This is a genomic window from Exiguobacterium sp. s89, from assembly GCF_018617735.1.
Classification (GTDB): Bacteria; Bacillota; Bacilli; order Exiguobacteriales; family Exiguobacteriaceae; genus Exiguobacterium; species Exiguobacterium marinum.
Genome location: NZ_JACSKS010000001.1, coordinates 537,045 through 562,584, shown reverse-complemented (window position 1 = coordinate 562,584; position 25,540 = coordinate 537,045). Strand labels below are relative to the sequence as shown.

At 46.2% G+C, this 25,540-nt stretch carries 28 protein-coding genes and 2 pseudogenes; 24 read left to right on the top strand and 6 right to left on the bottom strand.

The features are described 5' to 3' along the window. Positions 1-58 precede the first annotated feature (58 nt). The gene (locus KNO96_RS02885) at positions 59-304 is read left to right on the top strand and encodes a hypothetical protein (RefSeq protein WP_214702190.1); all 246 of its coding nucleotides are present in this window, start codon (positions 59-61) and stop codon (positions 302-304) included. Positions 305-360: 56 nt separating this feature from the next. On the opposite strand, the gene KNO96_RS02880 is transcribed toward KNO96_RS02885, so the two are convergent. After that, complete coding sequence (locus tag KNO96_RS02880; protein WP_214702189.1) at positions 361-1,899, bottom strand: FAD-dependent monooxygenase; 1,539 nt, start codon at positions 1,897-1,899, stop codon at positions 361-363. 112 nt (positions 1,900-2,011) lie between these two features. On the opposite strand from KNO96_RS02880, the gene KNO96_RS02875 reads away from it, so the two are divergent. The 13 genes and pseudogenes from KNO96_RS02875 to KNO96_RS02815 all read left to right on the top strand — a co-directional run bounded on the left by KNO96_RS02875 (position 2,012) and on the right by KNO96_RS02815 (position 13,479). Beyond that, positions 2,012-2,635 (top strand): NUDIX hydrolase, encoded by a 624-nt coding sequence (locus tag KNO96_RS02875; RefSeq protein WP_235181848.1) that lies wholly within the window; start codon positions 2,012-2,014, stop codon positions 2,633-2,635. A 40-nt stretch (positions 2,636-2,675) separates the two neighbouring features. Next, entirely contained in the window at positions 2,676-2,876 is a 201-nt protein-coding gene (locus KNO96_RS02870) for a DUF2187 family protein (RefSeq protein WP_026826130.1), read from the top strand. A gap of 17 nt (positions 2,877-2,893) precedes the next feature. Then, entirely contained in the window at positions 2,894-4,078 is a 1,185-nt protein-coding gene (locus tag KNO96_RS02865; protein WP_214702854.1) for a DUF2157 domain-containing protein, read from the top strand. Next, on the top strand, positions 4,075-4,527 hold the full coding sequence (locus KNO96_RS02860; protein WP_214702188.1) for a GDYXXLXY domain-containing protein: 453 nt from the start codon (positions 4,075-4,077) through the stop codon (positions 4,525-4,527). The genes KNO96_RS02865 and KNO96_RS02860 overlap by 4 nt, the downstream gene beginning before the upstream one ends. 238 nt (positions 4,528-4,765) lie before the next feature. After that, on the top strand, positions 4,766-5,485 hold the full coding sequence (locus tag KNO96_RS02855) for a 3D domain-containing protein (protein WP_251125013.1): 720 nt from the start codon (positions 4,766-4,768) through the stop codon (positions 5,483-5,485). 108 nt (positions 5,486-5,593) lie between these two features. Next, a pseudogene (locus tag KNO96_RS02850) lies at positions 5,594-6,310 on the top strand (ABC transporter ATP-binding protein); the annotation flags it as partial. Between the two features lie 10 nt (positions 6,311-6,320). Beyond that, entirely contained in the window at positions 6,321-7,826 is a 1,506-nt protein-coding gene (locus KNO96_RS02845; RefSeq protein WP_034771093.1) for an ABC transporter permease/substrate-binding protein, read from the top strand. Beyond that, positions 7,823-8,695 (top strand): diacylglycerol/lipid kinase family protein, encoded by an 873-nt coding sequence (locus tag KNO96_RS02840; RefSeq protein WP_026826124.1) that lies wholly within the window; start codon positions 7,823-7,825, stop codon positions 8,693-8,695. Before KNO96_RS02845 ends, KNO96_RS02840 begins: the two co-directional genes overlap by 4 nt. Before the next feature lie 121 nt (positions 8,696-8,816). After that, complete coding sequence (locus KNO96_RS02835) at positions 8,817-10,169, top strand: sodium-dependent transporter (RefSeq protein ID WP_214702184.1); 1,353 nt, start codon at positions 8,817-8,819, stop codon at positions 10,167-10,169. A 197-nt stretch (positions 10,170-10,366) separates the two neighbouring features. Further along, a complete protein-coding gene (locus KNO96_RS02830) occupies positions 10,367-11,089 on the top strand; it encodes a 5-bromo-4-chloroindolyl phosphate hydrolysis family protein (RefSeq protein ID WP_214698322.1) in 723 nt (240 codons plus the stop codon). After that, positions 11,073-12,302, top strand: a complete 1,230-nt coding sequence (locus KNO96_RS02825; RefSeq protein ID WP_026826121.1) for a toxic anion resistance protein — start codon at positions 11,073-11,075, stop codon at positions 12,300-12,302. The genes KNO96_RS02830 and KNO96_RS02825 overlap by 17 nt, the downstream gene beginning before the upstream one ends. Positions 12,303-12,353: 51 nt before the next feature. After that, positions 12,354-12,929: a deoxycytidylate deaminase gene (locus KNO96_RS02820; protein ID WP_026826120.1), complete on the top strand. Its 576-nt coding sequence runs from the start codon at positions 12,354-12,356 to the stop codon at positions 12,927-12,929. 199 nt (positions 12,930-13,128) lie between these two features. Continuing rightward, a complete protein-coding gene (locus tag KNO96_RS02815) occupies positions 13,129-13,479 on the top strand; it encodes a hypothetical protein (RefSeq protein WP_026826119.1) in 351 nt (116 codons plus the stop codon). 151 nt (positions 13,480-13,630) lie between these two features. On the opposite strand, the gene hisJ is transcribed toward KNO96_RS02815, so the two are convergent. Next, on the bottom strand, positions 13,631-14,449 hold the full coding sequence (hisJ, locus tag KNO96_RS02810) for a histidinol-phosphatase HisJ (protein WP_214702182.1): 819 nt from the start codon (positions 14,447-14,449) through the stop codon (positions 13,631-13,633). Positions 14,450-14,560: 111 nt separating this feature from the next. On the opposite strand from hisJ, the gene KNO96_RS02805 reads away from it, so the two are divergent. From KNO96_RS02805 to hisIE, 9 genes and pseudogenes are all read left to right on the top strand, one after another. Next, positions 14,561-15,484 (top strand): ATP phosphoribosyltransferase regulatory subunit, encoded by a 924-nt coding sequence (locus tag KNO96_RS02805; protein ID WP_214702180.1) that lies wholly within the window; start codon positions 14,561-14,563, stop codon positions 15,482-15,484. Then, positions 15,481-16,089, top strand: coding sequence for an ATP phosphoribosyltransferase (hisG, locus tag KNO96_RS02800; RefSeq protein ID WP_214702179.1), 609 nt, complete (start codon positions 15,481-15,483; stop codon positions 16,087-16,089). The genes KNO96_RS02805 and hisG overlap by 4 nt, the downstream gene beginning before the upstream one ends. After that, on the top strand, positions 16,086-17,303 hold the full coding sequence (gene hisD / locus KNO96_RS02795) for a histidinol dehydrogenase (RefSeq protein ID WP_214702178.1): 1,218 nt from the start codon (positions 16,086-16,088) through the stop codon (positions 17,301-17,303). The genes hisG and hisD overlap by 4 nt, the downstream gene beginning before the upstream one ends. Next, positions 17,300-18,316 (top strand): pyridoxal phosphate-dependent aminotransferase, encoded by a 1,017-nt coding sequence (locus KNO96_RS02790; RefSeq protein ID WP_214702177.1) that lies wholly within the window; start codon positions 17,300-17,302, stop codon positions 18,314-18,316. The genes hisD and KNO96_RS02790 overlap by 4 nt, the downstream gene beginning before the upstream one ends. Next, complete coding sequence (hisB, locus tag KNO96_RS02785; RefSeq protein ID WP_214702176.1) at positions 18,303-18,890, top strand: imidazoleglycerol-phosphate dehydratase HisB; 588 nt, start codon at positions 18,303-18,305, stop codon at positions 18,888-18,890. The genes KNO96_RS02790 and hisB overlap by 14 nt, the downstream gene beginning before the upstream one ends. Then, a complete protein-coding gene (hisH, locus tag KNO96_RS02780) occupies positions 18,887-19,474 on the top strand; it encodes an imidazole glycerol phosphate synthase subunit HisH (RefSeq protein ID WP_026826112.1) in 588 nt (195 codons plus the stop codon). The genes hisB and hisH overlap by 4 nt, the downstream gene beginning before the upstream one ends. After that, on the top strand, positions 19,452-20,165 hold the full coding sequence (hisA, locus tag KNO96_RS02775; RefSeq protein WP_214702174.1) for a 1-(5-phosphoribosyl)-5-[(5-phosphoribosylamino)methylideneamino]imidazole-4-carboxamide isomerase: 714 nt from the start codon (positions 19,452-19,454) through the stop codon (positions 20,163-20,165). The genes hisH and hisA overlap by 23 nt, the downstream gene beginning before the upstream one ends. Then, on the top strand, positions 20,158-20,925 hold the full coding sequence (gene hisF, locus KNO96_RS02770) for an imidazole glycerol phosphate synthase subunit HisF (protein ID WP_026826110.1): 768 nt from the start codon (positions 20,158-20,160) through the stop codon (positions 20,923-20,925). The genes hisA and hisF overlap by 8 nt, the downstream gene beginning before the upstream one ends. Next, positions 20,874-21,511 (top strand): annotated as a pseudogene (gene hisIE / locus KNO96_RS14405) (bifunctional phosphoribosyl-AMP cyclohydrolase/phosphoribosyl-ATP diphosphatase HisIE). The gene hisF and the pseudogene hisIE overlap by 52 nt, the downstream one beginning before the upstream one ends. A 38-nt stretch (positions 21,512-21,549) precedes the next feature. Here the strand turns inward: hisIE and KNO96_RS02755 are convergent. Beyond that, complete coding sequence (locus KNO96_RS02755; protein ID WP_214698338.1) at positions 21,550-22,473, bottom strand: DUF7916 family protein; 924 nt, start codon at positions 22,471-22,473, stop codon at positions 21,550-21,552. A gap of 86 nt (positions 22,474-22,559) precedes the next feature. Here KNO96_RS02755 and KNO96_RS02750 point away from each other — a divergent pair, with 86 nt between their 5' ends. Next, positions 22,560-23,114 (top strand): maltose acetyltransferase domain-containing protein, encoded by a 555-nt coding sequence (locus KNO96_RS02750; protein WP_285800471.1) that lies wholly within the window; start codon positions 22,560-22,562, stop codon positions 23,112-23,114. Between the two features lie 22 nt (positions 23,115-23,136). On the opposite strand, the gene KNO96_RS02745 is transcribed toward KNO96_RS02750, so the two are convergent. The 3 genes from KNO96_RS02745 to KNO96_RS02735 all read right to left on the bottom strand — a co-directional run bounded on the left by KNO96_RS02745 (position 23,137) and on the right by KNO96_RS02735 (position 25,533). Further along, positions 23,137-24,150 carry a pyridoxal phosphate-dependent aminotransferase gene (locus tag KNO96_RS02745; RefSeq protein WP_214702169.1) on the bottom strand — a complete coding sequence of 338 codons (1,014 nt, stop codon included), beginning with the start codon at positions 24,148-24,150 and terminating at the stop codon, positions 23,137-23,139. After that, the gene (locus KNO96_RS02740; RefSeq protein WP_214702168.1) at positions 24,147-24,914 is read right to left on the bottom strand and encodes a transporter substrate-binding domain-containing protein; all 768 of its coding nucleotides are present in this window, start codon (positions 24,912-24,914) and stop codon (positions 24,147-24,149) included. Before KNO96_RS02740 ends, KNO96_RS02745 begins: the two co-directional genes overlap by 4 nt. A 115-nt stretch (positions 24,915-25,029) precedes the next feature. Then, complete coding sequence (locus KNO96_RS02735) at positions 25,030-25,533, bottom strand: DNA topology modulation protein (RefSeq protein WP_214702850.1); 504 nt, start codon at positions 25,531-25,533, stop codon at positions 25,030-25,032. Positions 25,534-25,540: the final 7 nt, after the last annotated feature.

Here is a 25,540-nt window from a genome sequence, read left to right as displayed (position 1 = left end):
GACGAGTTGAAAGCAATACGAACGGAACGTTATACTAAAATGGAAAAGAGGGGATTATATGAAAAAACCGATTCAATCGAGACGAGAGGCGATCTCGCTCTTAGAAAACCAGCAAGTACTCTACGTTCGGATTCATAATGGACAAACGGGCATGATCAAGTCGACGGAGGAAGGCATTATCGTCGCCATCCCGAATGAAGAGACTGACAAGATTGACTTTCGCAAGCTAGAAGACATCGAGGCATTCGAAGCATTCTACGATTTGACGCTCTCGAAACCTGGTATTCTGTATGTGAATGTTTAAGAGTAAATGACATGGAGAGCTTCACCAATTTGGTGAAGCTCTCCATTTATACACCCTTAAGATGGTGGAAGCCAGACAGCCAACTTGTCCTGTAACGGTTTTAGACGGACGTGGTGTTGCTTGTGCAACAAATAGCCGTCCGGACGGATGACTAGAATACCACGTTTCATAAAGAGTGACTTGGCAAGCTCATTCCCTTGGTCGAAAAATGGACGGCTTGTCTTGGACAATGAGATAGTCTGAAGGAACGGGTGATACTCATTTAAGTATTCATAGATTGGCGTCAAATCACGTTTGCCATCGTCAAATACGAGCACTTGAAAGCGCCCATCGGCGATCTCTGAAATCTTCGTCCGAAATCCATCGTCGGTTCGTAAAATTTCAGTCTCTGGGAATATCTTTCCTTCGGCGACGCGACGAAACGGCATACGTAACGCTTTTGGGTACGATAGATGAAGTTGCGAGATTCGTTCCGTGATCTTTTGATTGACGAGATTGACTCGTGTGAAGACATCAGCCCCGATTGCTTGAAACGGTAATAGCATCGGGAGTGTCGTCTGGAGCATCTCAGTCGCGAAATTCGTCGTCTGTAGAACATTCCTTGCCACATACTCACGCTCATTCCGATACGTCGAGACGACTTGATGCGGTGCGCCTGTCTTCAAATGGAGCCATAGCTTCCAACCTAAGTTGAATGCATCCGCAATCCCGGTGTTCATTCCTTGTCCCCCGACCGGTGAATTGATATGAGCGGCATCGCCCATTAGGATGATGCGATTATGGATGAACGTATCGACCATTCGATTATGAACCCGAAAGAGCGAGAACCATTCGACATCGTGTATGCGAACTGGCATATGACTACGTTGTTCCACGAATTGTTGAAGGTCAGATTCGACGAACGACTCATCGGTCCGTAAGTTTCCCGTGATTCGAATCGTTTCATCCGTGAGTGGAAAGACCTCGAGTACTCCTCGATCCGAGAAGAAAATATGCACCTCTTCACGAGAAATGGGCCAATCTGCTTTCAAATCTGCTAATACCCACGCCTCTTTAAACGACTTCCCACTGAATGGGAGAGCGAGCATTCGACGGATTGAACTATTGGCGCCATCTGCAGCAACGACATATTTAGCTTCGACAGAACGATGAGCTCCGTCTTCAGCAGTCAAATGTGCGATCGTCCGCGATGGATATTGTGTGATGGAAGACAGTGACTCTCCGCGTCTCACTGCGTGGCCATGTTTTAGCAAGGCACGCTCTAAAATTTCTTCTGTTTCATTTTGACGCAGCAGTGTCACGAACGGATACGGAGTGACAAGCTTTGAAAATTCGAGCTTTGCCGTCCATTGACCTGAGAAATAGAGATTTCCCCGCTCAATCGTACGGGCCCGTTCGAGTACTTCTTGGGCGACGTCTAATCGAGAAAACACCTCAATTGTCCGTGGTTGAATCCCGATGGCTCGAGAATTATCTGACGGGGTCGTCTTTCGGTCGATGATTTGAAATGAGACGCCATATCTTGCCAAGGTCAGTCCGAGGGTAAGGCCGGTAGGTCCGGCTCCGACGATTAGTACATCCACTTGTTCATTCAAAGTGATCAACTCCTATCATTAATAATGATATTTCCGACATTAGCAGCGATTAAACGAAAAGTAGGGTATAGAACGGTATAGGATATTCGATGATGGAAGGTGAGTGAACAGTGTGCAGCCATTGATTAATGAAGACCAAATTCGAAATAGCTTTACAATGGAAGAAGATTACGAACAGACAGCAGCGGTTTTGATTCCGCTCGTAGAAATAGAGAAGGAATGGCATGTCGTCTTTGAAGTACGTGCCCATACGATGCGGCAGCAGCCCGGCGAAATTTCTTTTCCGGGAGGACGACTTGAAAAAGGAGAAACACCTGTTGAAGCCGCCGTTCGAGAAACGTGTGAGGAATTAGAGATTACTTCTGGTCAAGTTGAAGTCATCGGTAAATTAAGGCCACTTGCCACACCCCATCGACAATTGATTTATCCGTTTGTCGGGATGTTGTCACGGCTTCCAACTGCACAGGGAACGGATGAAGTTGATCATTTATTTACCGTTCCTTTATCTACATTACTTATGATAGACCCGTTCCATGGTGAGATGGAGTGGACGATGAACCCAGATCAAAATATCCCACTTGATCGCTTGGCAAATGCTAAAGCGTACGAAAAACGGGTAATTAAAATGAAAGAACCCTTTTATGAACACGATGACTACATCATTTGGGGGCTTACTGGAAAATTTTTGACACAATTTATTCAACGCATAAAAGAAAACGTATTCAAACCGACATAATTTCGTTATAATGATAGAAACAAATTTAGATTGGAAGTGAATGGGTGTGTCTGAAGAATTCCTCGTAGGTGATATCGTGAAGTCGACTCGTGAAGGATGGGTTGCTGAAGTGACCGCCGTACTGACCAATACCGTGATCGCAGACGTATCGATTATGGAAGAATTTCAACAACTCGGGCTCGAGTTTGAAAAACAAGTTTTATTAAAATCAGAATTAGAATTGATTGAACGCGCCAGCTGACCTTTTTTTTGAAAGGGATGATTGAGGTGTCCATTGACAAAAAAGTTCGTGAATGGCAAGAGGTGGGATTGTTAGATGAATCGACCGGTAAAAGACTAGTCGACTATGAACATAAACAACGGGCGGCTAGTGAGCGAAACAATCACAAGCCGCCCGTTTTAGTTATTGTCGGGTCGATTTTATTAGCGCTCAGTCTATTTAGCTTCGTCGCAGCCAATTGGCAGAGGATTCCCGACCTTTTAAAGATTGGACTATTTCTTCTTTTTATGGTTGGATTTTATGTGTTTGCCGAACGAGTTCGCTTAAAAACCCCGAGGTATGTCATATTATTACGCGTGTTAGGATTCGTCTTTTTTGTGGCGACCATGGCGGTCATCTTTACGACGTATAATCTGTCGGGGCAGTTGACCTTGCTGTTTTGGATACTCTTCACGATGGCAGTCCTTCACCGAATCATGTATGAGCACGTCATCTTTTCCATCATCTCCGCTATCACTGCGTTCATGACTGTCATAAACAGTTTCGAAGGCATCGGGTTGACGTTAATTGGATTTGCACTCATCGTGACATGGGTATGGTTCCATTTTGTGGAAGAGTCGTTAGATCGGACGTTTGCTTGGCTTACCTTTTACGGATTATTTAACATCTTTGGTCAATATGTGGACTATGAAGGTAGACTATGGCCACTTTGGTCTCTTGTTATCCTCCATGTGCTTCTCTTGTTTTATCGAAAACAAGCCGGGTGGCAATCTATATATCTGTTTGTCGCAGCTGTTTTGTCGATTGGATATTTAGTAAATGTAACGGGAAGCTGGCTTTCTCAAAGACCACCATCCATTCTTGAGGCAACGCTCCTTTCTATTTCATTCGTTGCGATCTATTTAATCCATCGTCGAAACGACCTTTTGTGGGTAAGCTTTCTTGCTGTGATCCCATTTGCGCTATTCGAAGATTCAGGTGTGTTATTGGCAGTGATGATCGAAGTCATTGCACTCACGTACCTCGTTCGCCAAGATATGACGAGACAACCCACCATCTTCGCCTTTATCTATTTTTTAGTCGTCCAAATGACGATTTACTTCATTTATGTTTGGGACCGTTTGGATGTATCCCTCTTCTTCTTAATCGGTGCACTGATCGTCTTTGCGTTGTCACTCGGATTATGGTGGCGTAATCGTACAAGAAAGGGTGTGACGACATGAACCGGTTGTCTACGTGGGTCATTCCGGCCGTACAAGTTATGATTGCCATTTTGTTTGTCATCCTCGTCTATGCCATCTCATGGGTAGGGGAGACGTACACGTTTAAGGGGACTTCGTTTGAACCGTTCGATCCATATTTTGGAGACTCGATTTATCTTGAATATAACGAGTTTGAAGGACGACAAAATGTGGAGGCGGGTACGGTTTACGTCTCGTTCGATCAAGGGGAAGACGGATTTGCTGTGATTGACCGAGTTGAGTCAAAACCGTTTCTCGGAGGGGTACGGGCGAACTATTATGACCGTATTCTTTATATAGAAGAAATGGGGTCGTATCGTGTCCCTCAAGATGAAGTGGATGCGGTCGAAGGTGAAAATTCTTTTACGGTTCAAGTCGATGTTGCGCCGTGGGGGATGCTCAGATTGCATGATTTGAAGCCAATTGAATAAGTGAAGAGCATGACAGGGAGATTACAGATTTGTTACAAATGTTATTGTAACGAATCTGTAATTTTTATGTGAAACCTTGCAATAGCAACGTTTTTCGCAATTGTTACAATCTGTAACCACTTTTTATGTCATATGTCAGGATTATTTCACTTCGATAAAATAGCTACTCCAAGATGACGTGTCGTGGTAAATTAACATCTGTTCGTTACATAACGAGAAAGGTGATGACCTTACTACGATGAAATTGATTAAATATATGATAGTAATTGGAACCGCGATGATGGGAATGTTCACATTCATGGATCAAGCAGATGCTGCTCAGATCGGAATCGGGACAGAACAGAAAATTGTTCAAAATCCACTTGAATTAGAACGACAAGCGATTGAAGAAGAGAGGCAAAAGGAAATCGCTCGCCAAAAGAAAATTGCCGAAGAGAAACGCTTAGCTGAAGAGAAACGTATAGAAGCAGAACGTCTCGCTGCAGAGAAAGCGAAGGAAGAAGCAGAGAAGGCGAGACTAGCTAAACTTGAAGCAGAGCGTAAGGCAGAAGAAGAACGTAAAGAAGCGGAAAGAGTGGCGGCACAAAAGGCAGCGGCTTCTTTAAACAAGAACGCTACGGCATCACCAGTGTCTACGACAACGAGTAAAAAAGTCATTACTGTCGAATCGACAGCTTACTCAAACGATGTTGCTGACAATAAGGCGTATGGAGGTCGTGTTTTGACTGCGACTGGTCATGACGTGACTGATTCGATTTATTATAACGGCATGCGAATTATCGCCGTCGATCCTTCTATCATTCCATTAGGTTCAAAAGTGCATATTCAAGGTGTTGGTGATGCAATCGCCCTTGATACCGGTGGCAGAATCAAAGGACATATTGTTGATTTATTGGTCGATTCAAAACAGGATGCGATCCAATGGGGTCGTCGACATATCCAAGTCACTCTTTATTAATTTTGAAGGTTCTCTATTCAGGAGAGCCTTTTTTTGTTTAACAATGCATGGAAAAGGGCAAAATACTATTTGAATTTCCATTTTGGAAATAGTCGAGGAGGGATTACGTTGATTGAGTTTCGGGATGTATCAAAACGTTATGAAGACGGGACATTGGCCGTCAAAGAGTTAAGCTTAACAGTTCAAAAGGGAGAAATCTTTATATTGATTGGTCCTTCAGGTTGTGGCAAGACTACAACAATGAAAATGGTGAATCGGTTAATCGATCACACAGATGGAAAAATATTGATCGATGGAAAAGAAATCTATCAATTTGATATTTACGAGTTACGTCGTAATATCGGATATGTGTTACAACAAATCGCACTATTCCCACACTTGACAGTAGAAGAAAATATTTCTGTCGTTCCTGAACTATTAAAATGGAAGAAGGATCGAACAAAAGACCGCGTGACAGAGTTGATGGAAATTGCCGGTCTCGATCCGAAATTACGTGCCAAAAAACCTTCAGAGCTATCAGGAGGTCAACAGCAACGAGTTGGTGTATTGCGTGCCCTAGCGGCAGACCCAGAAGTCATTTTGATGGACGAACCTTTCTCAGCACTTGACCCGATTAGCCGCGGACAATTGCAAGACGACATCAAACGATTGAATGATGAACTAGGAAAGACGATTCTCTTTGTCACACATGATATGCAGGAAGCGATGAAGCTCGGTGATCGTATCGCATTGATGCGTGATGGCGAATTGATGCTTATCGGTACGCCAGAAGAGATATTGGCGAGCAATGACCCATTCGTCTTGGAATTTACACAACGTGGAAGAGGTGAGCTGGATGCTTGAGACGTTCCAAAATAGACAAGGACAGCTTGTCGAGGCACTGATTGAGCACTTACAGCTCTCTGTCGTATCACTTTTAATCGCCGTCTTGATTGCCGTACCGTTAGGAATCTGGCTGACGCGTCGTAAAAAAATTGCTGAAACCGCTATTGGTGTTACTGCCATCATTCAAACGATTCCTTCTCTTGCTTTGCTCGGGTTGATGATTCCGCTCGTAGGAATCGGTGCATTACCTGCAATCATTGCGCTCGTCTTATACGCGCTTCTTCCGATTTTACGGAATACGTTTACAGGTTTGAATGAAGTAGATAAATCATTACTTGAAGCAGCAAGGGCTTGTGGAATGAAGCCGAATCAGAGTTTGATGAAAGTCGAACTTCCGCTTGCTCTCCCTGTCATAATGGCTGGTATTCGAACTGCCATGGTCCTTATCGTAGGAACAGCGACACTCGCTGCCCTCGTTGGAGCGGGTGGGCTTGGTACATTAATTTTGCTTGGGATTAACCGAAATGACAATTACTTAATTTTACTTGGGGCCATACCGGCTGCTATTTTAGCACTATTGTTTGATTTCTTGTTGCGTCAGATGGAAGGTGCAACAGCATCTCGCAACAAAACGAAATTGATTGCCGTCTCAACCGTACTCGCCTTGATTATCATCACTCCGCTCGCATTCGGTCGCTCACAGGAGACGGATTTAGTCGTCGCCGGAAAACTTGGACCTGAGCCTGAAATTTTGATGAATATGTATAAGTTGTTAATTGAAGAAGAAACGGATCTATCCGTATCAGTGAAACCGAACTTTGGTGAAACGACATTCGTATGGGGTGCTCTGAAATCTGGTGATGTCGACATCTATCCGGAATTTACTGGTACGGCACTCGCTAGTCTCGTAAAAGAGTCACCTGAGTCAAATGATGCACGCGAGGTGTACGAACAAGCGAGAGATGCACTTGCAGAAGACGGGTATGTGATGCTTGAGCCGATGCAGTTTAATAATACGTATGCACTTGCTATTCCACGTGAATATGCAGAAGCAGAGGACATTACTGCGATTTCAGATTTACGAAACGTGGAATCAGATATTAAAGCAGGGTTCACCCTTGAATTTACAGATCGTGAAGATGGATATCCTGGTCTTCAAGATGAGTATGGATTTGATTTCCCATCCGTTGTGTCGATGGAGCAAAAGTTGCGTTATCGTGCCATTTCTCGAGGAGACGTCAATCTAGTTGATGCCTACGCAACTGACCCTGATATTGCCGAAAATGACTTGGTCGTTTTAAAAGACGATCGACAGTTCTTCCCACCTTATCAAGGGGCACCCCTCTTGAAAGAAGAGACACTTGAAGAATATCCAGAAATCGAAGATGCCCTTAATCAACTCGCTGGAAAAATCACGGACGAACAGATGTCTGAATTGAACCGACGTGTCGCTTACGGAAATGAACGTGCATATGACGTAGCGAAAGACTTCTTAGAACAGGAAGGGTTATTATGAGAGCTTTGATTATTTCGAATCCGAAGTCTGGTACGAGCGAGACGATGCTCGGGGAGGTCATTGGAACGATTGAATCGCTCTATGAAGAAATCACCATCAAGAAAACGCAAGAAATTGGGGATGCACTCCGATTTTCCTCAGAGAGTGGACCTTTCGACCATCTCATCGTGATTGGTGGGGACGGTACGCTGAATGAAGTAGTGAACGGATTGATGACGTTAGAGCGCGAGGAGCGACCTACCGTAGGCATCATTCCGGCCGGGACATGTAATGATTTTGCGCGAGCGCTCGAACTCCCAATTCAACCGACACAAGCTGCAAATGTCATTAAGTCGAAACATACGCAACAAGTGGACGTCATTCAAGTGGATGAGATGTATGCTCTCAATTTTGTCGGGATTGGATTGATTGCCGATACATCACGACAAATCGACCCAGATGAAAAGGAATCACTAGGGTCAATCGGCTACTTTTTAGCGACGATTCGACAATTTCGTGAAGCGGATCCGTTTGAAATCCGGTTATATCGAAAAGATGAGTTGCTCTATGAAGGCGATGTAAGTTTTCTCTATATTGGAAACGGTAGCTACCTCGGGACAGTCCCGACGAAGCTTGAGACACAGTCCTTTTCTGATGGACTGTTAGAGGTTGTTCACAGTTCATCAATCGGGTTTCCGATGATTCGACAACTTTTGGCGCAGCAACTCGGTCTCGATCAAAAATCCCCCGAGTGGAATCACTTTCAGGCTTCTCATGTGAAAGTAGAATTGAGTCAACCTCAAATTATCGATATCGATGGTGAACATTTCGAATCTGAACAATTGTCCATCCAGATTCAAGAGAATGCAGTAACATTTTTAACGCCATAAAGCATCAACAGAGAAAAGTATTCAGACTTTTCTCTGTTTTTTGTTGTCCTGATTGTTGAACCGTGTTAGTATTTCACTATTATTATGAAAATGAAATGAAAAACAGGAAGTAGGGGTAATCATGGCGCAAAATTCATTCGCCTCAAAAATTGGATTCATTTTAGCTGCCGCAGGTTCGGCGATTGGTTTAGGTGCGATATGGAAATTTCCGTATGTCACTGGAACTAGTGGGGGCGGTGCCTTTTTACTCATGTTTTTGGCGTTCACGTTATTACTTGGTTTACCATTATTGATTGGGGAGTTCATCGTTGGACGTTCGACTCAAAAGACAGCACTTCTTGCTTTTAAACAATTGGGACATGGACGATGGAGCATCATCGGCTATCTTGGTGTCATTGCCTGTTTCTTGTTGCTTTCCTTCTATAGTGTTATTGGGGGATGGGTCCTCATTTACATCGGACTCGGTTTGAGCGGAACATTAAATGGACGAAGTGCTGATGAATTTGGTGATGTCTTCGGAAGTGTCGTGTCAACACCTGAAATCGCCGTCATCGGACAGTTTTTATTTCTCACGATTACGCTTTTGATTGTCTTACGTGGGGTAGAAGCGGGAATCGAACGGATGAGCAAGATTTTAATGCCATTATTGTTCATCAGTTTTATAGTCCTCGTTGTCCGCTCATTGACACTCGACGGGGCGATGGAAGGAGTCCGCTTCTTCTTACAACCTGACTTCTCTGCTCTCACAGGGGAATCGGTCTTATTTGCCCTTGGACAAGCCTTCTTCTCCTTATCTCTAGGGGTGGCTGCGATGCTGACATATGCATCTTACATTAAGACGAAAGGGACGCTGAATCGTTCCGCGAACATGATTGTTCTATTGAATATTACCGTTTCGCTCCTAGCAGGTCTTGCTATCTTCCCGGCAGTTTTTGCTTCAGGATTAGACCCAGCTGAAGGACCGGCATTGCTCTTCGTCGTCCTACCGGCGGTCTTCAATCAAGTTCCGCTCGGTGGATTTTTCATGGTATTGTTCTTCTTATTATTCGCATTCGCTTCAATCACGTCTTCGATTGCGATGTTAGAGGTCGTCGTCGCGGGTGTGACCGATCGTCTGAATGAAAAGAAACCGACATGGTCGAAGAAACAAGTAACGGTTACAGCTGCCTTGCTCGTCTTCCTCGTCGGTGTGCCTTCTGCGCTGTCATTTGGGTTATTGAGCGATTTACAAATCTGGAACGGGCGAACGTTCTTCGACACGATGGATTACCTCGTCAGTTATATTTTAATGCCGGTCGGAGCCTTCTTAACGTCAATTTTTGTTGGTTATGTAGTAGACCAACGTATTTTAAAAGACGAGATTCAAACATCTCAACCAGGTATGAAGCTTTATCCAATCTGGCATGCACTCATACGCTATGTTATACCGGTGACAGTAGGAATCGTCATGGTATCTACGTGGCTTAACACATAATTGAGGAACCGTAGGCTCTCGAGTCTACGGTTTTTTTCGTCTCGCAACGGGAATGAAGTCGATATAGGTAGTTGTTTCTACACCTGTGGACGGAGGAAACAAAGACTTTTATTATGCTAAAATGATAGAGGTGACGAAACTTTTTTTGATCGGTTTCGTAATGTACAATAGAAGTAACATGAGATGAGGTGAAAAGAATGAAAACATGGATGAAATGGGCCCTGACTGGGGCAGTCATATACTTTGCCATCAACGTATTCGATTTCTCCTGGTTATTCATTATAGTAGGGGCGCTCGTCTTGAACGAAGTCTGGTCAACGAATAAGCGCAAAAACCGTCAGCGAACACCGACAACGGTCGCAAAACGGGCGAAGAAAAAACTGCTGCTTGATGAGGAAGAATCGTTCTCAGGCTCAAGAATCCTAAAACCGATTGAAGATCCTATCCCGGCACGTCAATTCGAGGCGACGGATGATTTAGAACTTCAATTCTTGCAACGGACGATTGAGCAAGGGTATGAGAAACTGCAGCAGATTGACCGTGTCTTGCCTGAAATCAAAGATGTAGAAGTAAGGCGAGAAATGAAAGCAGTGTCAAAAGAAGCGCATGAATTGTTCGAGGAACTTTTCGAAAATCCGCAAGACGCGAAGCATGTTCGAGACTTGTTCACATTCTACTTAGATTCCCTCGTCTCGGTCGTCTTGAAATTTAAAGAACTGGAAGGAAAACGGGTCATCATTCAAGAAGAAACTCGAGAACAATTAATAACGAATATGCGGCTAATTGTCGATAAATTTAAAGAACAGCGCGGACGTCTTCTTGAAGATGATGCCGTAGACTTTGAACGTGAACTGATTATGATGGAGCGAGTCTTATCTGATCAGCCGGAAGGGAGAAAAAAGCATGACTTCATCGAATGAAACGAACTGGCAGTCATGGCCGGAAGAAGAGCTGACATCTGATACAAAAACAAAAACTGAGGCAGAGGGGTTTAGCGACCCGTCTGTAGAGTGGTCATCTGTTTCGCAGGCAGAGGAAGTGCCTGCTATCCAAGCGAAGCCAGACGTCCCTCAAGAGCACCGTGAGCGCATCACGCGATTGGCTGAATCAATCGATATTAAAAAGACGGATTCGGTTATGTTGTTTGGGTCGAATGTCCAACGTGAACTGTCACAATTCTCCGACCAAATTTTGACGGAAGTCCGAATGAAAGATGGCGGGGACGCCGGGAAACTTTTGTCAGATTTGATGCAAAACGTCCGAAAGATGGACCCGGACATGCTTCAACCGGAGAAGAAGAGTTTCATGGATAACATCCCGCTCATCGGTCGCGCAAAAAAGAAGGCTGAAAACTATAAACTTCAATTCGAAAAAATGAACGTCTATTTGGAAGAAGTTATCCACAATTTAGATCGTGCCAAGTTCGGTCTAATGAAAGATATCACGATGCTCGATCAAATGTATGACAAAAACAAGCGTTATTTCGAAGAATTAAACGTCTATATCGCAGCGGGTGAAACAAAGCTAGATCATGTACGTGAGCATGAGATTGCGCCACTGCGACATGAAGTGGAAGTTTCTAAAGACCAGTCAAAATTGCAACAATTGAACGACATGATTCAATTGGCGGACCGTTTTGAGAAGAAATTGCATGACTTAAAACTCAGTCGTACCATTAGCCTTCAAATGGCACCGCAAATTCGGGTCATTCAGCAGAATAACCAAATCCTTGCCGAGAAGATTGAATCGGCGGTCGTCAACACGATTCCGCTTTGGAAAAACCAGGTCGTTCTTGCGCTCAGCCTAACGCGTCAGAAGACGGCACTTCGTATGCAGCAGGACGTGACGAAGACGACAAACCAGTTGCTTGAGCAGAACTCGAAGATGTTGAAAGATTCTTCGATTGAAATCGCACAAGAAAATGAAAAAGGGATTGTTTCTGTTGAATCACTGAAAGTTGCTCACGAGAACTTACTCTCGACGTTGGATGAAACATTACGCATTCAACAAGAAGGGAAGCAAAAACGTCGCGACGCCGAGCGTGAACTCGACCGAATGGAGCACGAGCTTAAAGAGAAAGTCATCGAGATCGCCTCGAAAAATAAAGAACTGCCAAAAGACACTGGATACTAAGGGGGGAAGTCTGAGCAATCAGACTTTCCTTTTCTACGAGGAGGGACTTGTGTGGAGAAACAACGATTGTGGGACGAGACGTGGTTGCTGTTTGCCGATATGATGGCCGAGCGACACTCGAAGTGTGCGTCCAAGAGCGTGGCATGTGTCATTGTGAAGGATGAAAAACCGATTTCGATTGGCTTGAACGGAACACCATCCGGTCATACGAATTGTAATGAGATTTATATTAAAAAAGAAGAAGGATTTTATAAGCATGCGAACTATGTGACGTCGACGGACGTTGATATGATCAACGAACCAGCACGACTCATCCGTGATGGTGTGACATATATCAAATGTACGGACCCGTATGATCATCATCACTGGTCGAAACAACATGAAATCCATGCCGAAATCAATGCGATTGGAAAACTGGCTGCTGATTCGACGAACGCCTTCGGTGCGACCGCTTATGTTACCCATTCGCCGTGTCACGCCTGTTCACTTGCCCTAATCGCCGCACGAGTCGCACGAGTCGTCTATGCGGTCGGTTACGAGCATGGCGATGGATTAGAATTGATGCGTGACAGTGGGATTGAAGTGCTACATATGCCACTAGAAAAAATGTACAAAAATACATTGTAAACGTTTTCATAAGGTGATATATTATTAATGTACTGCCAATGGTGTTTTACTCTTCCATTATTCGCCCCTCCTCGGAGGGGCCTTTTTTTTGTTCGAAATCAAGTGAGACAAACTTTACACATAATGTTCAATATTTCACAATATATACTCTGAAATCTCTTATATAATGAAAATAGATTCAGGAGAGGGGAAATTGTTTATGGAAAAACTTGTTCGCTTTACAGATGGTGCATATGAAGTAGAAGCCTTGATCACGCTCGAAGAAGTGTGGGAAGATAAATTTGCGATTGGCATGCGTAAAGAGTTGGCTGTCAAATCGTTGACGATTAACGGAAATGAAGTATCTGAGATTAAACATGTTCGAGCTTTACTTCGATATTATCCGACGCTTGGTGTATCAGGAATCTTGTTGGCGCTTGATAAGGCAGCCGCCGAAATTGTCGCTTTGTCGAAAGATCAGGACCCAGCACTACAATATGTTGAGCTCGTAGCCCTCCAAATGGACGAGGCATCTACGAACGATATAAAAACATTGTACGCAGCGATGTGATCTCAATTGGGTGAACAATTTCACCCAATTTTTTATTGCATCTATTTTTCTTTATGGTATGATGTTTACAGATGAAGAAATGGAACGCCATATCGTTGTCAACCATAAGCATGGGGATCTAGATAGCTAGATCGCTGTCAAAAAGCCACGTTCATAGGAACGTGGCTTTTTTTTGTGCAATCATGTCGAAATCCGCCCCAACGTCTTTGGCGAGATGTGCATCCGATCCCAATGTGAATGGGATATGTAACTCGCTGGCAGCTTTTGCGAGTCCTGCGATGTAAGGTTCCCCGCAATCCGGTTTTCTGAGTCCGGCCGTGTTGAAGTCGAGTCCAAATCCTCGGTCAGCGATCACCTGTAAGAGTCGTTCTTCTTCCTTTTTTACTTCGGAACGCTTCCAGTCATAATTTTTTTGGTATTTAATCGGGAGGTCAAGGTGTCCAATCCGAGCGACACGGATGTCTTTCCACGAAAATGCGAGACCCTGTTCAATCGATTCATAATAAGCTTTCATGACGTTCTCGAATGAGCCGAGCGCTGAGACAAGTTCATCGAACGTTTCGGCAGAATAATCAATCGGCATATACGTGCCATCTACATATAGGAAATGCTGCGATAAAATGACTTCATCAAGCAATGGTGCGAAAGGTTTCAGTAAAGCGATGGTTTCCTTCTCCAGATGCGGCAACAAGTCGACTTCTAATCCGACTTTAATGTCGATAACCGCTTGATACTGCTTCTTTATCTGATGCAACGTATCGAGATAATCAGGAAGTAAATCAAATGGCATCGCCGAATCTCGATTCGGTACAGGGTCGATAAATGACTCAGGAAATGGTGCATGTTCTGTAAAAGTGATTGTTTGCAGGCCTTTTTCGATTCCGACTTGAATATATTGTTCAAGTGGGTCTTTTGTACCGTGTGGACAAAATGGAGTATGCACATGTCCATCGTGGGTAAAATCAAACATTTTGTTACACGTCCTTTATAAGTTAATTGGTTGACAGGTATGATTGTATTTGATAAATTTAACACACTACTTTAGTTTGGTAAAGTGATAATAAGATAAAGGGTGGTTATCATGATTTGGTCAAATTCGAAAGGTTCGATTCCAGAAGGATGGTATGAACTTCAATCAGGAGATGTCATTCGACCAAAACGGTGGATGCTTTCATTTTTAGAAAAAGCAGAGGCGAGCGGTTATGCGGTCATCGATCCACCGCTTCTCGAATACTATTCGCATTATCAAAATTTGGCGCTCTTTGATGAGTCGGCCTATTATCGGTTATTTGGGAATGACGGCGAACTTCTCGTCATGCGCCCTGACTATACACTTCAGATTGCGAGAAAATTAGCAGACGGTCATGAACCGATGCGCGTCGCTTATGCGGGTGCCGTCTATCGTCGGACGGTCAAGCATTCCGGTCAACCGCATGAACGACAGCAGCTTGGACTCGAGTGGGTCGACGGCGAAGAGAAGGATTATCATCTCATCGAATCATTTCTCGATATGGCGGAAGGAGTCCTGCCTACGAATCGATTAACGATCAAAATCGGTTCTGCGGCCGTCATCTCACTTATTGCAAAAGAAACAGGCGTTCAAGAGCGGACATTCCGTAAAATCTTGGCGATTCGCAATTTAGAATCGTTACGTGAATTAGCGGAGACATATCGTTATCCATTGATTGCGAAATTACCGTTTCTAATTGGCAATTCAGCGCTCGAGGAGTTGCGCACTCAAGCACCGGCTTCTTTAAAAGAGGCAATCGATGATGTCGATGAGGCGGTACAACACTTGCGCGCAATCGGCTTAGAAGTGTCATACGATTTTGGTCAAACTGGTGATTTTGACTATTACTCTGGTTTGACCGTGACAGGAAGCGTCGAAGGGAAGCGTGTCCTGTCAGGAGGACGATACGATTCACTATATGGCCATTTCGGACAATCGAGACGAGCGTTCGGCATGTCCCTTGATTTAGAACAGTTAGATGAGGTGATCAAATGAAAGTAGCGGTCGCGAAAGGTCGGATCGAAAAAGCAGCTCGTCAATTTTTTTTAGAACGTGATTTACCCGTATGGCCTGAAACACGTGGACGTGAGCTGACAGTACAAGCAGGCGATCATGAATTTATTTTCGTCAAAGGGGACGATGTCTATAAATATGTGATGCACGGAGCGGCAGATGTGGGGATCGTCGGTGGAGATATTTTACGGGAAAAAACGCCGGGTGTGCTTGAAGTCGTCGATTTGCCGTTCGGACGTTGTCGAATGGCTGTTTGTGGTCCAAAAGTCCGACGTAACGGAATGAAAAAATTGAAGGTGGCCAGTAAATACCCGAATATCGCCATCTCACATTTTGCATCGAAACGACAAAACGTAGAAGTGATCGCGTTGAATGGATCAGTCGAACTCGCGCCTTTAACCGGACTCGCTGATTGCATCGTTGACATCGTTGAGACAGGGGCGACACTTGCCGCGAACGACTTAGAAGAATATGAGACAATCTTTTCAATCAATGCAAAATTCATTACGAGCGAAACGGCTTTGGCGGAACAGCCCGACGAATTGAAGGCATGGATTCGAAAGCTGAGTCAGGAGGAGAACACATGAGCACTGAAACGAATCGATCACGGCGCGAAGCATGGGCCGAGGCCGTGAAACCAATCGTTGAATCGATCGAAACCCGTGGAGACGAAGCGCTCCTTGAGTGGACGAAACAATTCGACGGTGTCGACAAAATTGAATCGGTTGATTTAGCCCGCTTTACCCCGCCAGCAGCGTATGCTGAACTGACGGAAGCGTTGACGTTAGCGGCGGAACGGATTCGTACGTTTCACGCGCATCAAGTACGGAATGAAGACGTGTTTGAAGATACGATGTTTCGACTTGGAAGACGCTATATGCCACTTGATTCGGTCGGTGTCTATGTACCGGGTGGGACAGCCGTCTACCCATCGAGCGTGCTCATGAACATCATTCCGGCGAAAGTGGCTGGCGTCAAACGAGTCGTCATGGTCACGCCGCCGAAAGCAGATGGGATTGACATCTCGCTCTTGATTGCAGCCAAAATCGCGGGTGCTGATGAGTGTTTTCTTGTCGGAGGCGCGCAAGCCGTTGCTGCACTCGCATACGGAACGGAAACGATTCGTCCCGTCGATAAGATTGTCGGACCAGGAAATGCGTATGTCGCGACAGCGAAAGCGCTCGTGTCCCACATTGTCGGCATCGACTCCGTTGCGGGACCGTCCGAAGTGTTAATCATTGCCGATGAAACGGCGAACCCGAAGTGGGTCTCGGCTGACCTGCTCGCACAAGCGGAACATGACGTCGAGGCGACAGCGATTGCGCTCGTCACGACAGAGACGCTTCGTGATGAAGTGGAGCGAGAACTTGAACGACAGCTCGCGCTCTTACCACGACAAGACATCGCAAGAGAAGCGTTGAAACGTGGCGGCGTCTTTTATCGGAAAATCGAGGATGCGATCGAGTATGCGAATACGATGGCCGCGGAGCACGTCCAGTTGGCCGTCAAAGATCCGGAACAATTGATGAAGTCGATTCGTCACGGTGGATCGTTCTTCCTCGGTCACGAGGCAGCGGAAGCGTTCGGAGACTATATCGCTGGACCAAATCATGTCCTACCGACTAGTGGAACGGCTCGATTCTCAAGTGGACTATCGGTCGACGACTTTTATCGCCGCCAGACATTCCTTGAGATGACAGAACTTGATGAGACAATCACAAAGGCTGCGATTCGAATCGCCAAACAAGAACAATTAGAAGGACATGCCCGTGCGATGGCTGTTCGGATGGAGGGCATATGAGACGAAACTATCAAAATATCCCTCGCTATGTACCACATGCCGTGTCAGGATTCGCACTCAATCAAAACGAAAGCCAATATCCGTTACCAGAACGACTAGAGCGATCGATTCGAGACGTGTCACTTGAGGCGCTCAGTCGTTATCCGGTCGAAGAGTTGATTGCCTTAAAAGCGAGTTATGCCAACTATGCAGTAGTTGAGGCGACACAACTCATGGTCGGAAGCGGAAGCGACGAACTGTTGGCGATTTTAAGTCAGGCAATCTTAGATACGGAGGACCACGTCCTCGCTCCGGCTCCAGACTTTTCGATGTATGGCATCTACACACAAATTGCGAGGGGGCAGTTCACACAACCTGATACGAACGGATTGAACTATGAGACATTCGTCGAGCTCATTCAAACGATCAAACCGAAGCTCGTCCTGATTTCAAATCCGAATAACCCGACCGGCAAGATGTGGACACTTGACGAATTGTCAGATATTGCGTCACGTGTTCCGTACCTCGTCGTAGATGAAGCTTATATCGATTTCACAATGCAGGACTCATTTGTATCTCGCTTGAACGAACATCCAAACGTCATCATCTTACGGACGTTATCGAAGGCGTTCGGTTTAGCGAACCTCCGGATTGGTTTCATGATTGCGTCAGAAGAAATCATTGAGCAGATTGATCGCTTCCGATCGCCGTTCAATGTCAGTGGACTCAGTGCCGCTGTCGCGAACGTCGTCTTACGAGATGAATCATATATTCAAGAATCGATCGAGTTCCATACGACACAACGTGAAAAATTGACGGACTTATTACGTCCAATCGGCGAGATTTTACCGAGTCGTGCCAACTTTATTTATGTCAAAACGGATGATAGTGAAGGATGGGCATCGCGCTTCCTTGAAAAAAGAGTTCATGTACGTGCGTTTCCGGATGGATTACGTGTCAGTGCAGGGACAGACGAGGCGTATGCCTATATCCGACAAACGATTGAAGAGGTGAATTCTGTTGAGAACAGCTGAACTAAAACGTGAGACGAAAGAGACGAAAATTGACATTCGATTAAATCTAGACGGAACGGGTGAAAGTTCTATTCAAACGGGGGTCGGTTTTTTTGACCACATGTTGACGTTACTCGCCTTTCACAGTCAGATGGATTTACACGTGAAAGTCGAAGGCGACACATGGGTCGATGCCCACCATACGGTCGAGGATGTCGGGATCGCACTCGGTCAGCTTATCGCCAAGTCTCTCGGGGACAAAGTCGGAATTCGCCGCTACGGGTCGAGTTACATGCCGATGGATGAGACGCTAGCGCGAGCGGTCGTCGATGTGTCAGGGCGACCTTATCTCGTCTATCAGGCGGAGATTCGTAATCCAAAGCTTGGTGATTTTGATACCGAACTCGCTGAAGAGTTCTTTCGGGCCGTTGCCATGAACGGCAGGCTTACCCTTCATCTCGCCGTCCTTTACGGGTCAAATTCACATCACATGATTGAAGGGTTGTTTAAGGCGTTTGGTCGAGCGCTTGCCGAGGCGGTATCAAGCGATGGGACGAACCGACTCCCTTCTACGAAAGGATGGATCGAAGGATGAAAGTAGCGGTCATCGATTATGGCATGGGAAACGTGTTCAACGTCGAACGTGCCTTACAAGCCATCGGTTGCTACGTCGTGATCACGAACGATGCAAATCAAATTGAAGAAGCGGATGCCATTTTACTTCCTGGGGTCGGTGCCTTCCCGCAAGCGATGCAATCGCTCGAACAGACGGGTCTGATCCCCTTATTGCAAAAGATGGCGACGGAAAAGCCGTTTTTAGGGATCTGTCTTGGGATGCAACTCTTGTTTGATTCGAGCACGGAAGGGATGCCGACGAAAGGTCTCGGGTTGATTCCGGGAACGGTTGAGCGGATGCGTGCGAAGCGTCTTCCACACGTCGGATGGAACTCGATCCTACGCGATGAGGACGTCTATTTTGTCCACTCTTACCATGCCGTGACGGACGACGAATACATCGTGGCGGCGGCTGAATATATGGGTGAGAAAGTTCCGGCAATCGTTCAAAAAGGGCTCGTCACGGGCATGCAGTTCCACCCAGAAAAAAGTGGGACGTTCGGTCTCAGTTTACTTCAAGAATGGAAGGAGGCGGTCGAGCGTGAGATTACTACCCGCCATTGATCTGATTGGAGGCAAGATCGTCCGTTTGACGGAAGGTGATTTTTCGACGGAAGAACAATACGGGGACCCGTATGAATTATTAAAAGCGTGGCAAGGGAAGGTCCCGATGATTCACTTGATTGATTTAGAAGGGGCTAAGGCAGGGGAGCCGCGTCACTTAGACGTTGTCCGCTATGCGAAGTCTCTTGGCTTTCTCGTTCAAACGGGAGGCGGGATTCGTTCAGAGTCCTCACTTGATGCGGTCATGGAAACAGGTGCGGACCGTGTCCTCTTAGGGACAAAGGCATTCACGGATCCTGACTTTTTGGATCGGGCCATTGAAAAGTATGGCAAACGAGTCGCTGTGGCACTCGATGCCTATGACGGGAAGGTCGCCATCAACGGATGGCAGGAAGCGACAAAGCTCGATGACATCTCGGTCGCCCAAGACCTCGTCAAACGGGGCATCGAGACGATTCTTTATACGGACATCGGATCTGACGGAAAATTGAACGGACCGAACGTTTCTCGGATGAAGGCGTTACGTCAAATCGTCAACGTCACACTGATTGCCTCAGGCGGTGTGACGACAGAAGAGGACGTGAAGGAACTGAAGATGGCCAAGATTGATGAGGCGGTCGTCGGGAAAGCGCTCCTATCCGGTAAAGTGAGTATCGAAGAACTGATTGAATGGGAGGCGCGTTATGCTTAAACGCAGAATTATTCCATGTCTCGATGTGAAGGAAGGTCGTGTCGTCAAAGGGATTGAATTCGTGCAATTACGAGATATCGGGGACCCGGTCGAAATCGCGAAATATTACGATGAGTCCGGAGCCGATGAACTCGTCTTTCTCGACATCACGGCAAGTACGGAACGACGCCAGACGATGCTCGATGTCGTCAGTGCGGTCGCGCGAAAAGTATTCATCCCGTTGACGGTCGGTGGAGGGATTCGTTCGCTAGAGGATATCTCTTCACTGTTAAAAGCAGGAGCGGACAAAGTATCGTTGAACACGCTCGCTGTCGAATCACCGAGTCTCATTCGTGAAGCCGCGGACCGTTTCGGATCACAATGTATTGTTGTCGCAATCGACGTAAAGTTTGAAGACGGCGAATACTACGTGTACACATATGGCGGCAAACAGAAAACCGAGCTGTTGGCAGTCGAATGGGCGAAACAAGTGGCCGCGCTCGGCGCGGGGGAACTTCTTGTCACGTCCATGAACCAGGACGGGAAGCAGAGCGGATATGACCTGGCAATTTTAGAACAACTGCGTGAAGTCGTCGACATTCCGATTATCGCGTCTGGTGGGGCAGGGAATGCGGAGCACGTAGTCGAGGCACTTAAGAAAGTCGACGCTGCTTTACTTGCCTCCATCTTACATGACCGAAAAACGACAGTAGAAGAGGTGAAGCACGTATGCACGAGTCACAACTTGCCGATGCGGTTCGTTTCGACGAAAATGGACTGATTCCCGCCATCATCGTCTCAAACGAAGACGGGGCAGTCCTCATGTTAGGATATATGAACGAGGAGGCGATTCAACAGACGCTTCGTGAACGGGTCGTCACGTTCTGGTCTCGTTCAAAAGGTCGGCTTTGGATGAAAGGAGAGACGAGCGGGAACACGCTTGATGTCGTCAGCATCCACGTCGACTGTGACCAGGATGCACTTCTCGTTCGTGTTCATGCGAACGGTCCGACGTGTCATACCGGAAATCGAACCTGTTTCTTTACGGAGGTGAACGTATGATTCATGAATTGGAGCAATTGATTGAGTCCAGAAAAAATGAACCGAAAGAAGGTTCTTATACGACGTATTTGTTTGAACAAGGCGTCGAAAAAATAGCAAAGAAGTTCGGAGAAGAATCGTTCGAGGTCGTCATTGCTGCCATGACGGACGAAGACTTGGTCGAAGAGTCAGCAGACCTTCTGTATCACCTGCTCGTCTTGTTGGCGGCTAAAGGGGTCTGCTTAGAGGATGTGGAAGCGTTACTCGCCAAACGTCACGGTACGACAACACCGGCGAAGCCTCGTCGCGACGTCACAGAATGGTAAATGAAAGAGGAAGGAGACGTGCTCCTTCCTCTTTTGAGTTATCGATTGACCGAAGCGGCCATGCGAATGTATGTATGGCGTCTTCCACGAATGGCAATCGAAAGTGCCTGAATGTTCTCTGGTACGGCGATCCCAGACAATCCGGCGTCACCGATATGAACGATGTCCGCACCGCCGCGCTTCGAAGAGAGTGCGATGTCCCGAACGGTCGCGACATCAGCCCCTTCTTGAGACGTGCCGATGGCTGCTAGAGTGAGTGCCCCGAGCGCTTGCAATTCTTGTACAAGTTCGTGGAACGCCTCTTCACGGACGCCAGGTACCGTGCCTGGCGCCGGTAGTAGGATGATGTCTGCGCCAGCTTCGACGAAGCGAATATATGCGTCGCGGTCCAACACATTGCCGGCACCGGCCTGATGCATCTTCCCAGCAATGATGACCCCAGCGAATTCACGACGCGCCTGAATGATCGCTTGTTCGATTGCTTCATTTGTGACCCCGGTATTCGGGTTACCTGTCAGACAGACGAAATCGATCCCGAGCTCAGATGCTTTTTGGAACGCTTCGATTGAGGCGAGTCTGCCTCGTTTCACTTCATTCATCTCAGACGACTTCTCTGAAAAATCGACAGGTTCCAAATTGATTCCAATTGGCAATCCAATCAGTCGTTTTAGTTCCAAAATCGGATGGTCGCTCATCTCATCACCTGGCATCTCGCCGAACAACGCATGACTTTCAAGTCCTTTAATATAAGGATGGAACACATCCAACATGTTCAATAAAATCAAATCGGCACCGAACGCTCGCGCCAGTTCTGCGTTCGTTACTTCCGGGTAAAGCGGCTGCACCGTCGGAATGACCTCGGCCATGACCGTCCGTCCCTCCGCTTTTCGAATTGATTCGACTAAATCTTGACGATTAAACGTGATAAAATCACTTGCCCGACAGTCTAATATTCGTTTCATCACATCTGCCTCCTTCTGCTCATCACTCTCTCTATTCCCTAAATGATTTGAAAATCCTCTATACTATTCATTGAGGAGGGATGAAAATGACGGAAAAAGAAAAGATGATTCGTGGCGAATTATATTTAGCTGGTGATGAGACGCTCGTCGCCGACAGGAAACATGCTCGGCGATTAACCGAGCGATTCAATCGTTCAGGAATCGATGACTTGGAAGAGCGAAAAGAAATTCTTAGCGCATTACTTGGTTCAACGAAAGAGTCGTATTACATCGAACCGAACTTCAAATGTGATTACGGGTACAATATTCACTTGGGAGAGCGGTTCTATGCGAACTTTGATTGTGTCTTTCTAGACATCTGTCCCATCACGTTTGGGGATGACTGCATGCTCGCACCGGGTGTACATATTTATACGGCGACACACCCCATTGATCCGATTGAGCGAATCTCTGGGTATGAATTCGGAAAACCGGTGACCATCGGGGAACGCGTATGGATCGGTGGCGGGGCCATCATCAACCCGGGTGTGACGATTGGGGATGAGGCTGTCGTCGCATCCGGTGCGGTCGTCACAAAAGATGTACCGCCTCGAACGGTCGTCGGAGGTAATCCGGCACGTGTGATCAAGACGATCGACTGACAAAAACTCCTGAACACGAGGTTCAGGAGTTTTTGACGTTCATGGATTCAACGTACTGATGAATCGCTTCTTGTGTAAGCTGGAGTGCCGCCTCATCACCGATCGTCACCCGAATCCCCGTCGGTTGTTTCGACGTGTGTACGTTCAAGGCAGTCAAATGGGACCATACTGCTTCAGGCTGCTCTAACTCGACATACAAAAAGTTCGTCGTGGCAGGGAGGACATGGCCGATGGATTCAAAGGCAAATGCCCACTTTTGCCGCATCTCGTCGTGCCATTCGATTGTTTCTTGAAGATAAGTCACGTCTTTTAAGAAGATGTTGCAAATCTTCGCGCTCACCCCGCTAATGTTAAATGGCGGGATGAATTGACGGAAATATTGTGCGAGTTCGATGTTCGTCACCATGAATCCGATTCGGACGTTCGCTAATCCGAACGCTTTTGACATCGTGCGAAGGACGATGAGATTCGGATGGTTCGCAATGAACGGGATCATGCTGGCATCTGGTGTGAAGTCCATATACGCCTCATCTACCACGAGGTACGGCACGAGTGAGGCGAGATGCGCCAATTCTTCCACGTTCCAAAGCTTTCTGGTTGGATTGTTCGGATTCGAGAGAAGGAGAAGCTTCGGACGATGCATCTCAATCGCCTCTATTATTCCATCATACGACAAATCAACGGCTTGAATATGATGACCGTGTGCGATTGTCGTGAAAATCGGATACATCGAAAAGTCAGGTGCAGGAGATAAGACGATGTCATGTGGAGCGAGCAGTGCTTGCGTCACGACGTGAATCATCTCATCACTCCCACACCCGACGAGTAATTGCTCAGGTGTGACGCCGACGTACGCAGCGTAGTGTTCGAACAATTCATTGATCGGTTCGACCGGATATTCGTGTAAGTCGTGATACGTCACCGAATCAAGTTGGCTCATGATTCGGTCAGGTAACGGGAACTGACTTTCATTTTGGTTCAACCGATGTCCCGTCGGATAGACGACGGGGTAGATCGGTAGCTTGACTTGTCTCATTCAGTCGGCTCCATCGAGAACCATTTTTCCACCAATTCATCGATTTCACCAGACTCCATCATTTTGTTCAACTCTTCATTGAACTGGTCGCGTAATTCATCATCTAATTTGAAGGCGGCTGCCGATCCTTTTTCGCCATCCTCTTTCAAAGCGAATGTATAGAAGTTGTCATCTTGGTCTAAGTATTTTTGTGCGACCGTGTCTTCAATGACCATCGCATCGATTCGACCTGTATTCAACTCTTGAACAATCTCAGGGATTTTGTTCAATGATACGAGTTCAGCGTCAGGAGCCTGTTCTTTTGCGATGTTTTCTTGAATCGAAGCCGTTTGGACACCGATTTTCTTCCCAGACAAATCTTCAATCGCCTGAAGCGACTCGTCTTTTGTCATAATCAAGTTTGTTGCTGATAAATAAATGTCCGAGAAGTCTGCATTTTCTTTCCGCTCTTCTGTTGGTGTCATCCCAGCCATGACAAAGTCGATTCGCCCACTGTTCAAGGCTCCGAGTAAGCTACCGAAGTCCATATCTTCAATCTTCAATTCGTAGCCGAGACGTTCCGTGATCGTTTCTGCGATTTCAATATCGAATCCGACGATTGCATTCCCGTTCGCTGTATCAACAAATTCGTATGGAAAGTAATCGGCACTCGTCCCCATAACGATTGTTTTCTGTTCTGTCGCTTCCCCTTCCGTTTCTTGACTACATGCACCGAGTAATACCGCGCTCATCATAAGTGAACCTGCTAATAACCATTTTTTCATATGTATAATGCCTCCCTGTTGTAGATGAGACTAAGTGTATATGCATAATTATTAATTGTAAAGAATAAATATACAAAATTTTTAAAAGAATAAACACTTTCGATATGAAAGCGTTTTAAAGTGATTGAATCAAGTTTTTGACTGCTCGTGGCGATTTCAAATGAATCAAATTGAGTTTTGTCGGATGCTGTTCAATCTGTTGCAACAGCTGTAGCCGTTGAATGTTTGGGAAATTCCAAACCCATTTGAGGAAGGCAAAATCGAGTTTTTCCTCACAGGATGCGCCCATATCCGGTCGTGTCGTACCACGGTAACGGATTACTCGTTTAAGGACACGGTATATACAGACGGTGCGTGGTAGGTCAATCAAGATGACAGTGTCCGCTGCCTGCAATCGTAAATCAAGCGTATTCCCGAAGTTTCCATCGATGATCCATTCATCTTTCTTCACGAGTTGCTGTTGAATACTGATTCGTTCTTCTCTTGTTGCCATCACCCATCCCGGTTTCCACATGAGGGCATCTAAATGATAGACATCAAGTTTTAATCGTTCACCGAGCTGGCGGGCGAGTGTGGATTTTCCCGCACCGCCTGAACCGATAATCATGATTCGTTTCATGTTTATA

Coding starts and splice junctions, on each gene's coding strand:
- KNO96_RS02885 (WP_214702190.1), top strand. CDS start 59: ATGAAAAAACCGATTCAATCGAGACGAGAGGCGATCTCGCTCTTAGAA.
- KNO96_RS02870 (WP_026826130.1), top strand. CDS start 2,676: ATGGGTGTGTCTGAAGAATTCCTCGTAGGTGATATCGTGAAGTCGACT.
- KNO96_RS02865 (WP_214702854.1), top strand. CDS start 2,894: ATGATTGAGGTGTCCATTGACAAAAAAGTTCGTGAATGGCAAGAGGTG.
- KNO96_RS02860 (WP_214702188.1), top strand. CDS start 4,075: ATGAACCGGTTGTCTACGTGGGTCATTCCGGCCGTACAAGTTATGATT.
- KNO96_RS02855 (WP_251125013.1), top strand. CDS start 4,766: ATGAAATTGATTAAATATATGATAGTAATTGGAACCGCGATGATGGGA.
- KNO96_RS02845 (WP_034771093.1), top strand. CDS start 6,321: ATGCTTGAGACGTTCCAAAATAGACAAGGACAGCTTGTCGAGGCACTG.
- KNO96_RS02840 (WP_026826124.1), top strand. CDS start 7,823: ATGAGAGCTTTGATTATTTCGAATCCGAAGTCTGGTACGAGCGAGACG.
- KNO96_RS02835 (WP_214702184.1), top strand. CDS start 8,817: ATGGCGCAAAATTCATTCGCCTCAAAAATTGGATTCATTTTAGCTGCC.
- KNO96_RS02830 (WP_214698322.1), top strand. CDS start 10,367: ATGAAAACATGGATGAAATGGGCCCTGACTGGGGCAGTCATATACTTT.
- KNO96_RS02825 (WP_026826121.1), top strand. CDS start 11,073: ATGACTTCATCGAATGAAACGAACTGGCAGTCATGGCCGGAAGAAGAG.
- KNO96_RS02815 (WP_026826119.1), top strand. CDS start 13,129: ATGGAAAAACTTGTTCGCTTTACAGATGGTGCATATGAAGTAGAAGCC.
- hisJ (WP_214702182.1), bottom strand. CDS start 14,449: ATGTTTGATTTTACCCACGATGGACATGTGCATACTCCATTTTGTCCA.
- KNO96_RS02805 (WP_214702180.1), top strand. CDS start 14,561: ATGATTTGGTCAAATTCGAAAGGTTCGATTCCAGAAGGATGGTATGAA.
- hisG (WP_214702179.1), top strand. CDS start 15,481: ATGAAAGTAGCGGTCGCGAAAGGTCGGATCGAAAAAGCAGCTCGTCAA.
- hisD (WP_214702178.1), top strand. CDS start 16,086: ATGAGCACTGAAACGAATCGATCACGGCGCGAAGCATGGGCCGAGGCC.
- KNO96_RS02790 (WP_214702177.1), top strand. CDS start 17,300: ATGAGACGAAACTATCAAAATATCCCTCGCTATGTACCACATGCCGTG.
- hisH (WP_026826112.1), top strand. CDS start 18,887: ATGAAAGTAGCGGTCATCGATTATGGCATGGGAAACGTGTTCAACGTC.
- hisF (WP_026826110.1), top strand. CDS start 20,158: ATGCTTAAACGCAGAATTATTCCATGTCTCGATGTGAAGGAAGGTCGT.
- KNO96_RS02755 (WP_214698338.1), bottom strand. CDS start 22,473: ATGAAACGAATATTAGACTGTCGGGCAAGTGATTTTATCACGTTTAAT.
- KNO96_RS02750 (WP_285800471.1), top strand. CDS start 22,560: ATGACGGAAAAAGAAAAGATGATTCGTGGCGAATTATATTTAGCTGGT.
- KNO96_RS02745 (WP_214702169.1), bottom strand. CDS start 24,150: ATGAGACAAGTCAAGCTACCGATCTACCCCGTCGTCTATCCGACGGGA.
- KNO96_RS02740 (WP_214702168.1), bottom strand. CDS start 24,914: ATGAAAAAATGGTTATTAGCAGGTTCACTTATGATGAGCGCGGTATTA.
- KNO96_RS02735 (WP_214702850.1), bottom strand. CDS start 25,533: ATGAAACGAATCATGATTATCGGTTCAGGCGGTGCGGGAAAATCCACA.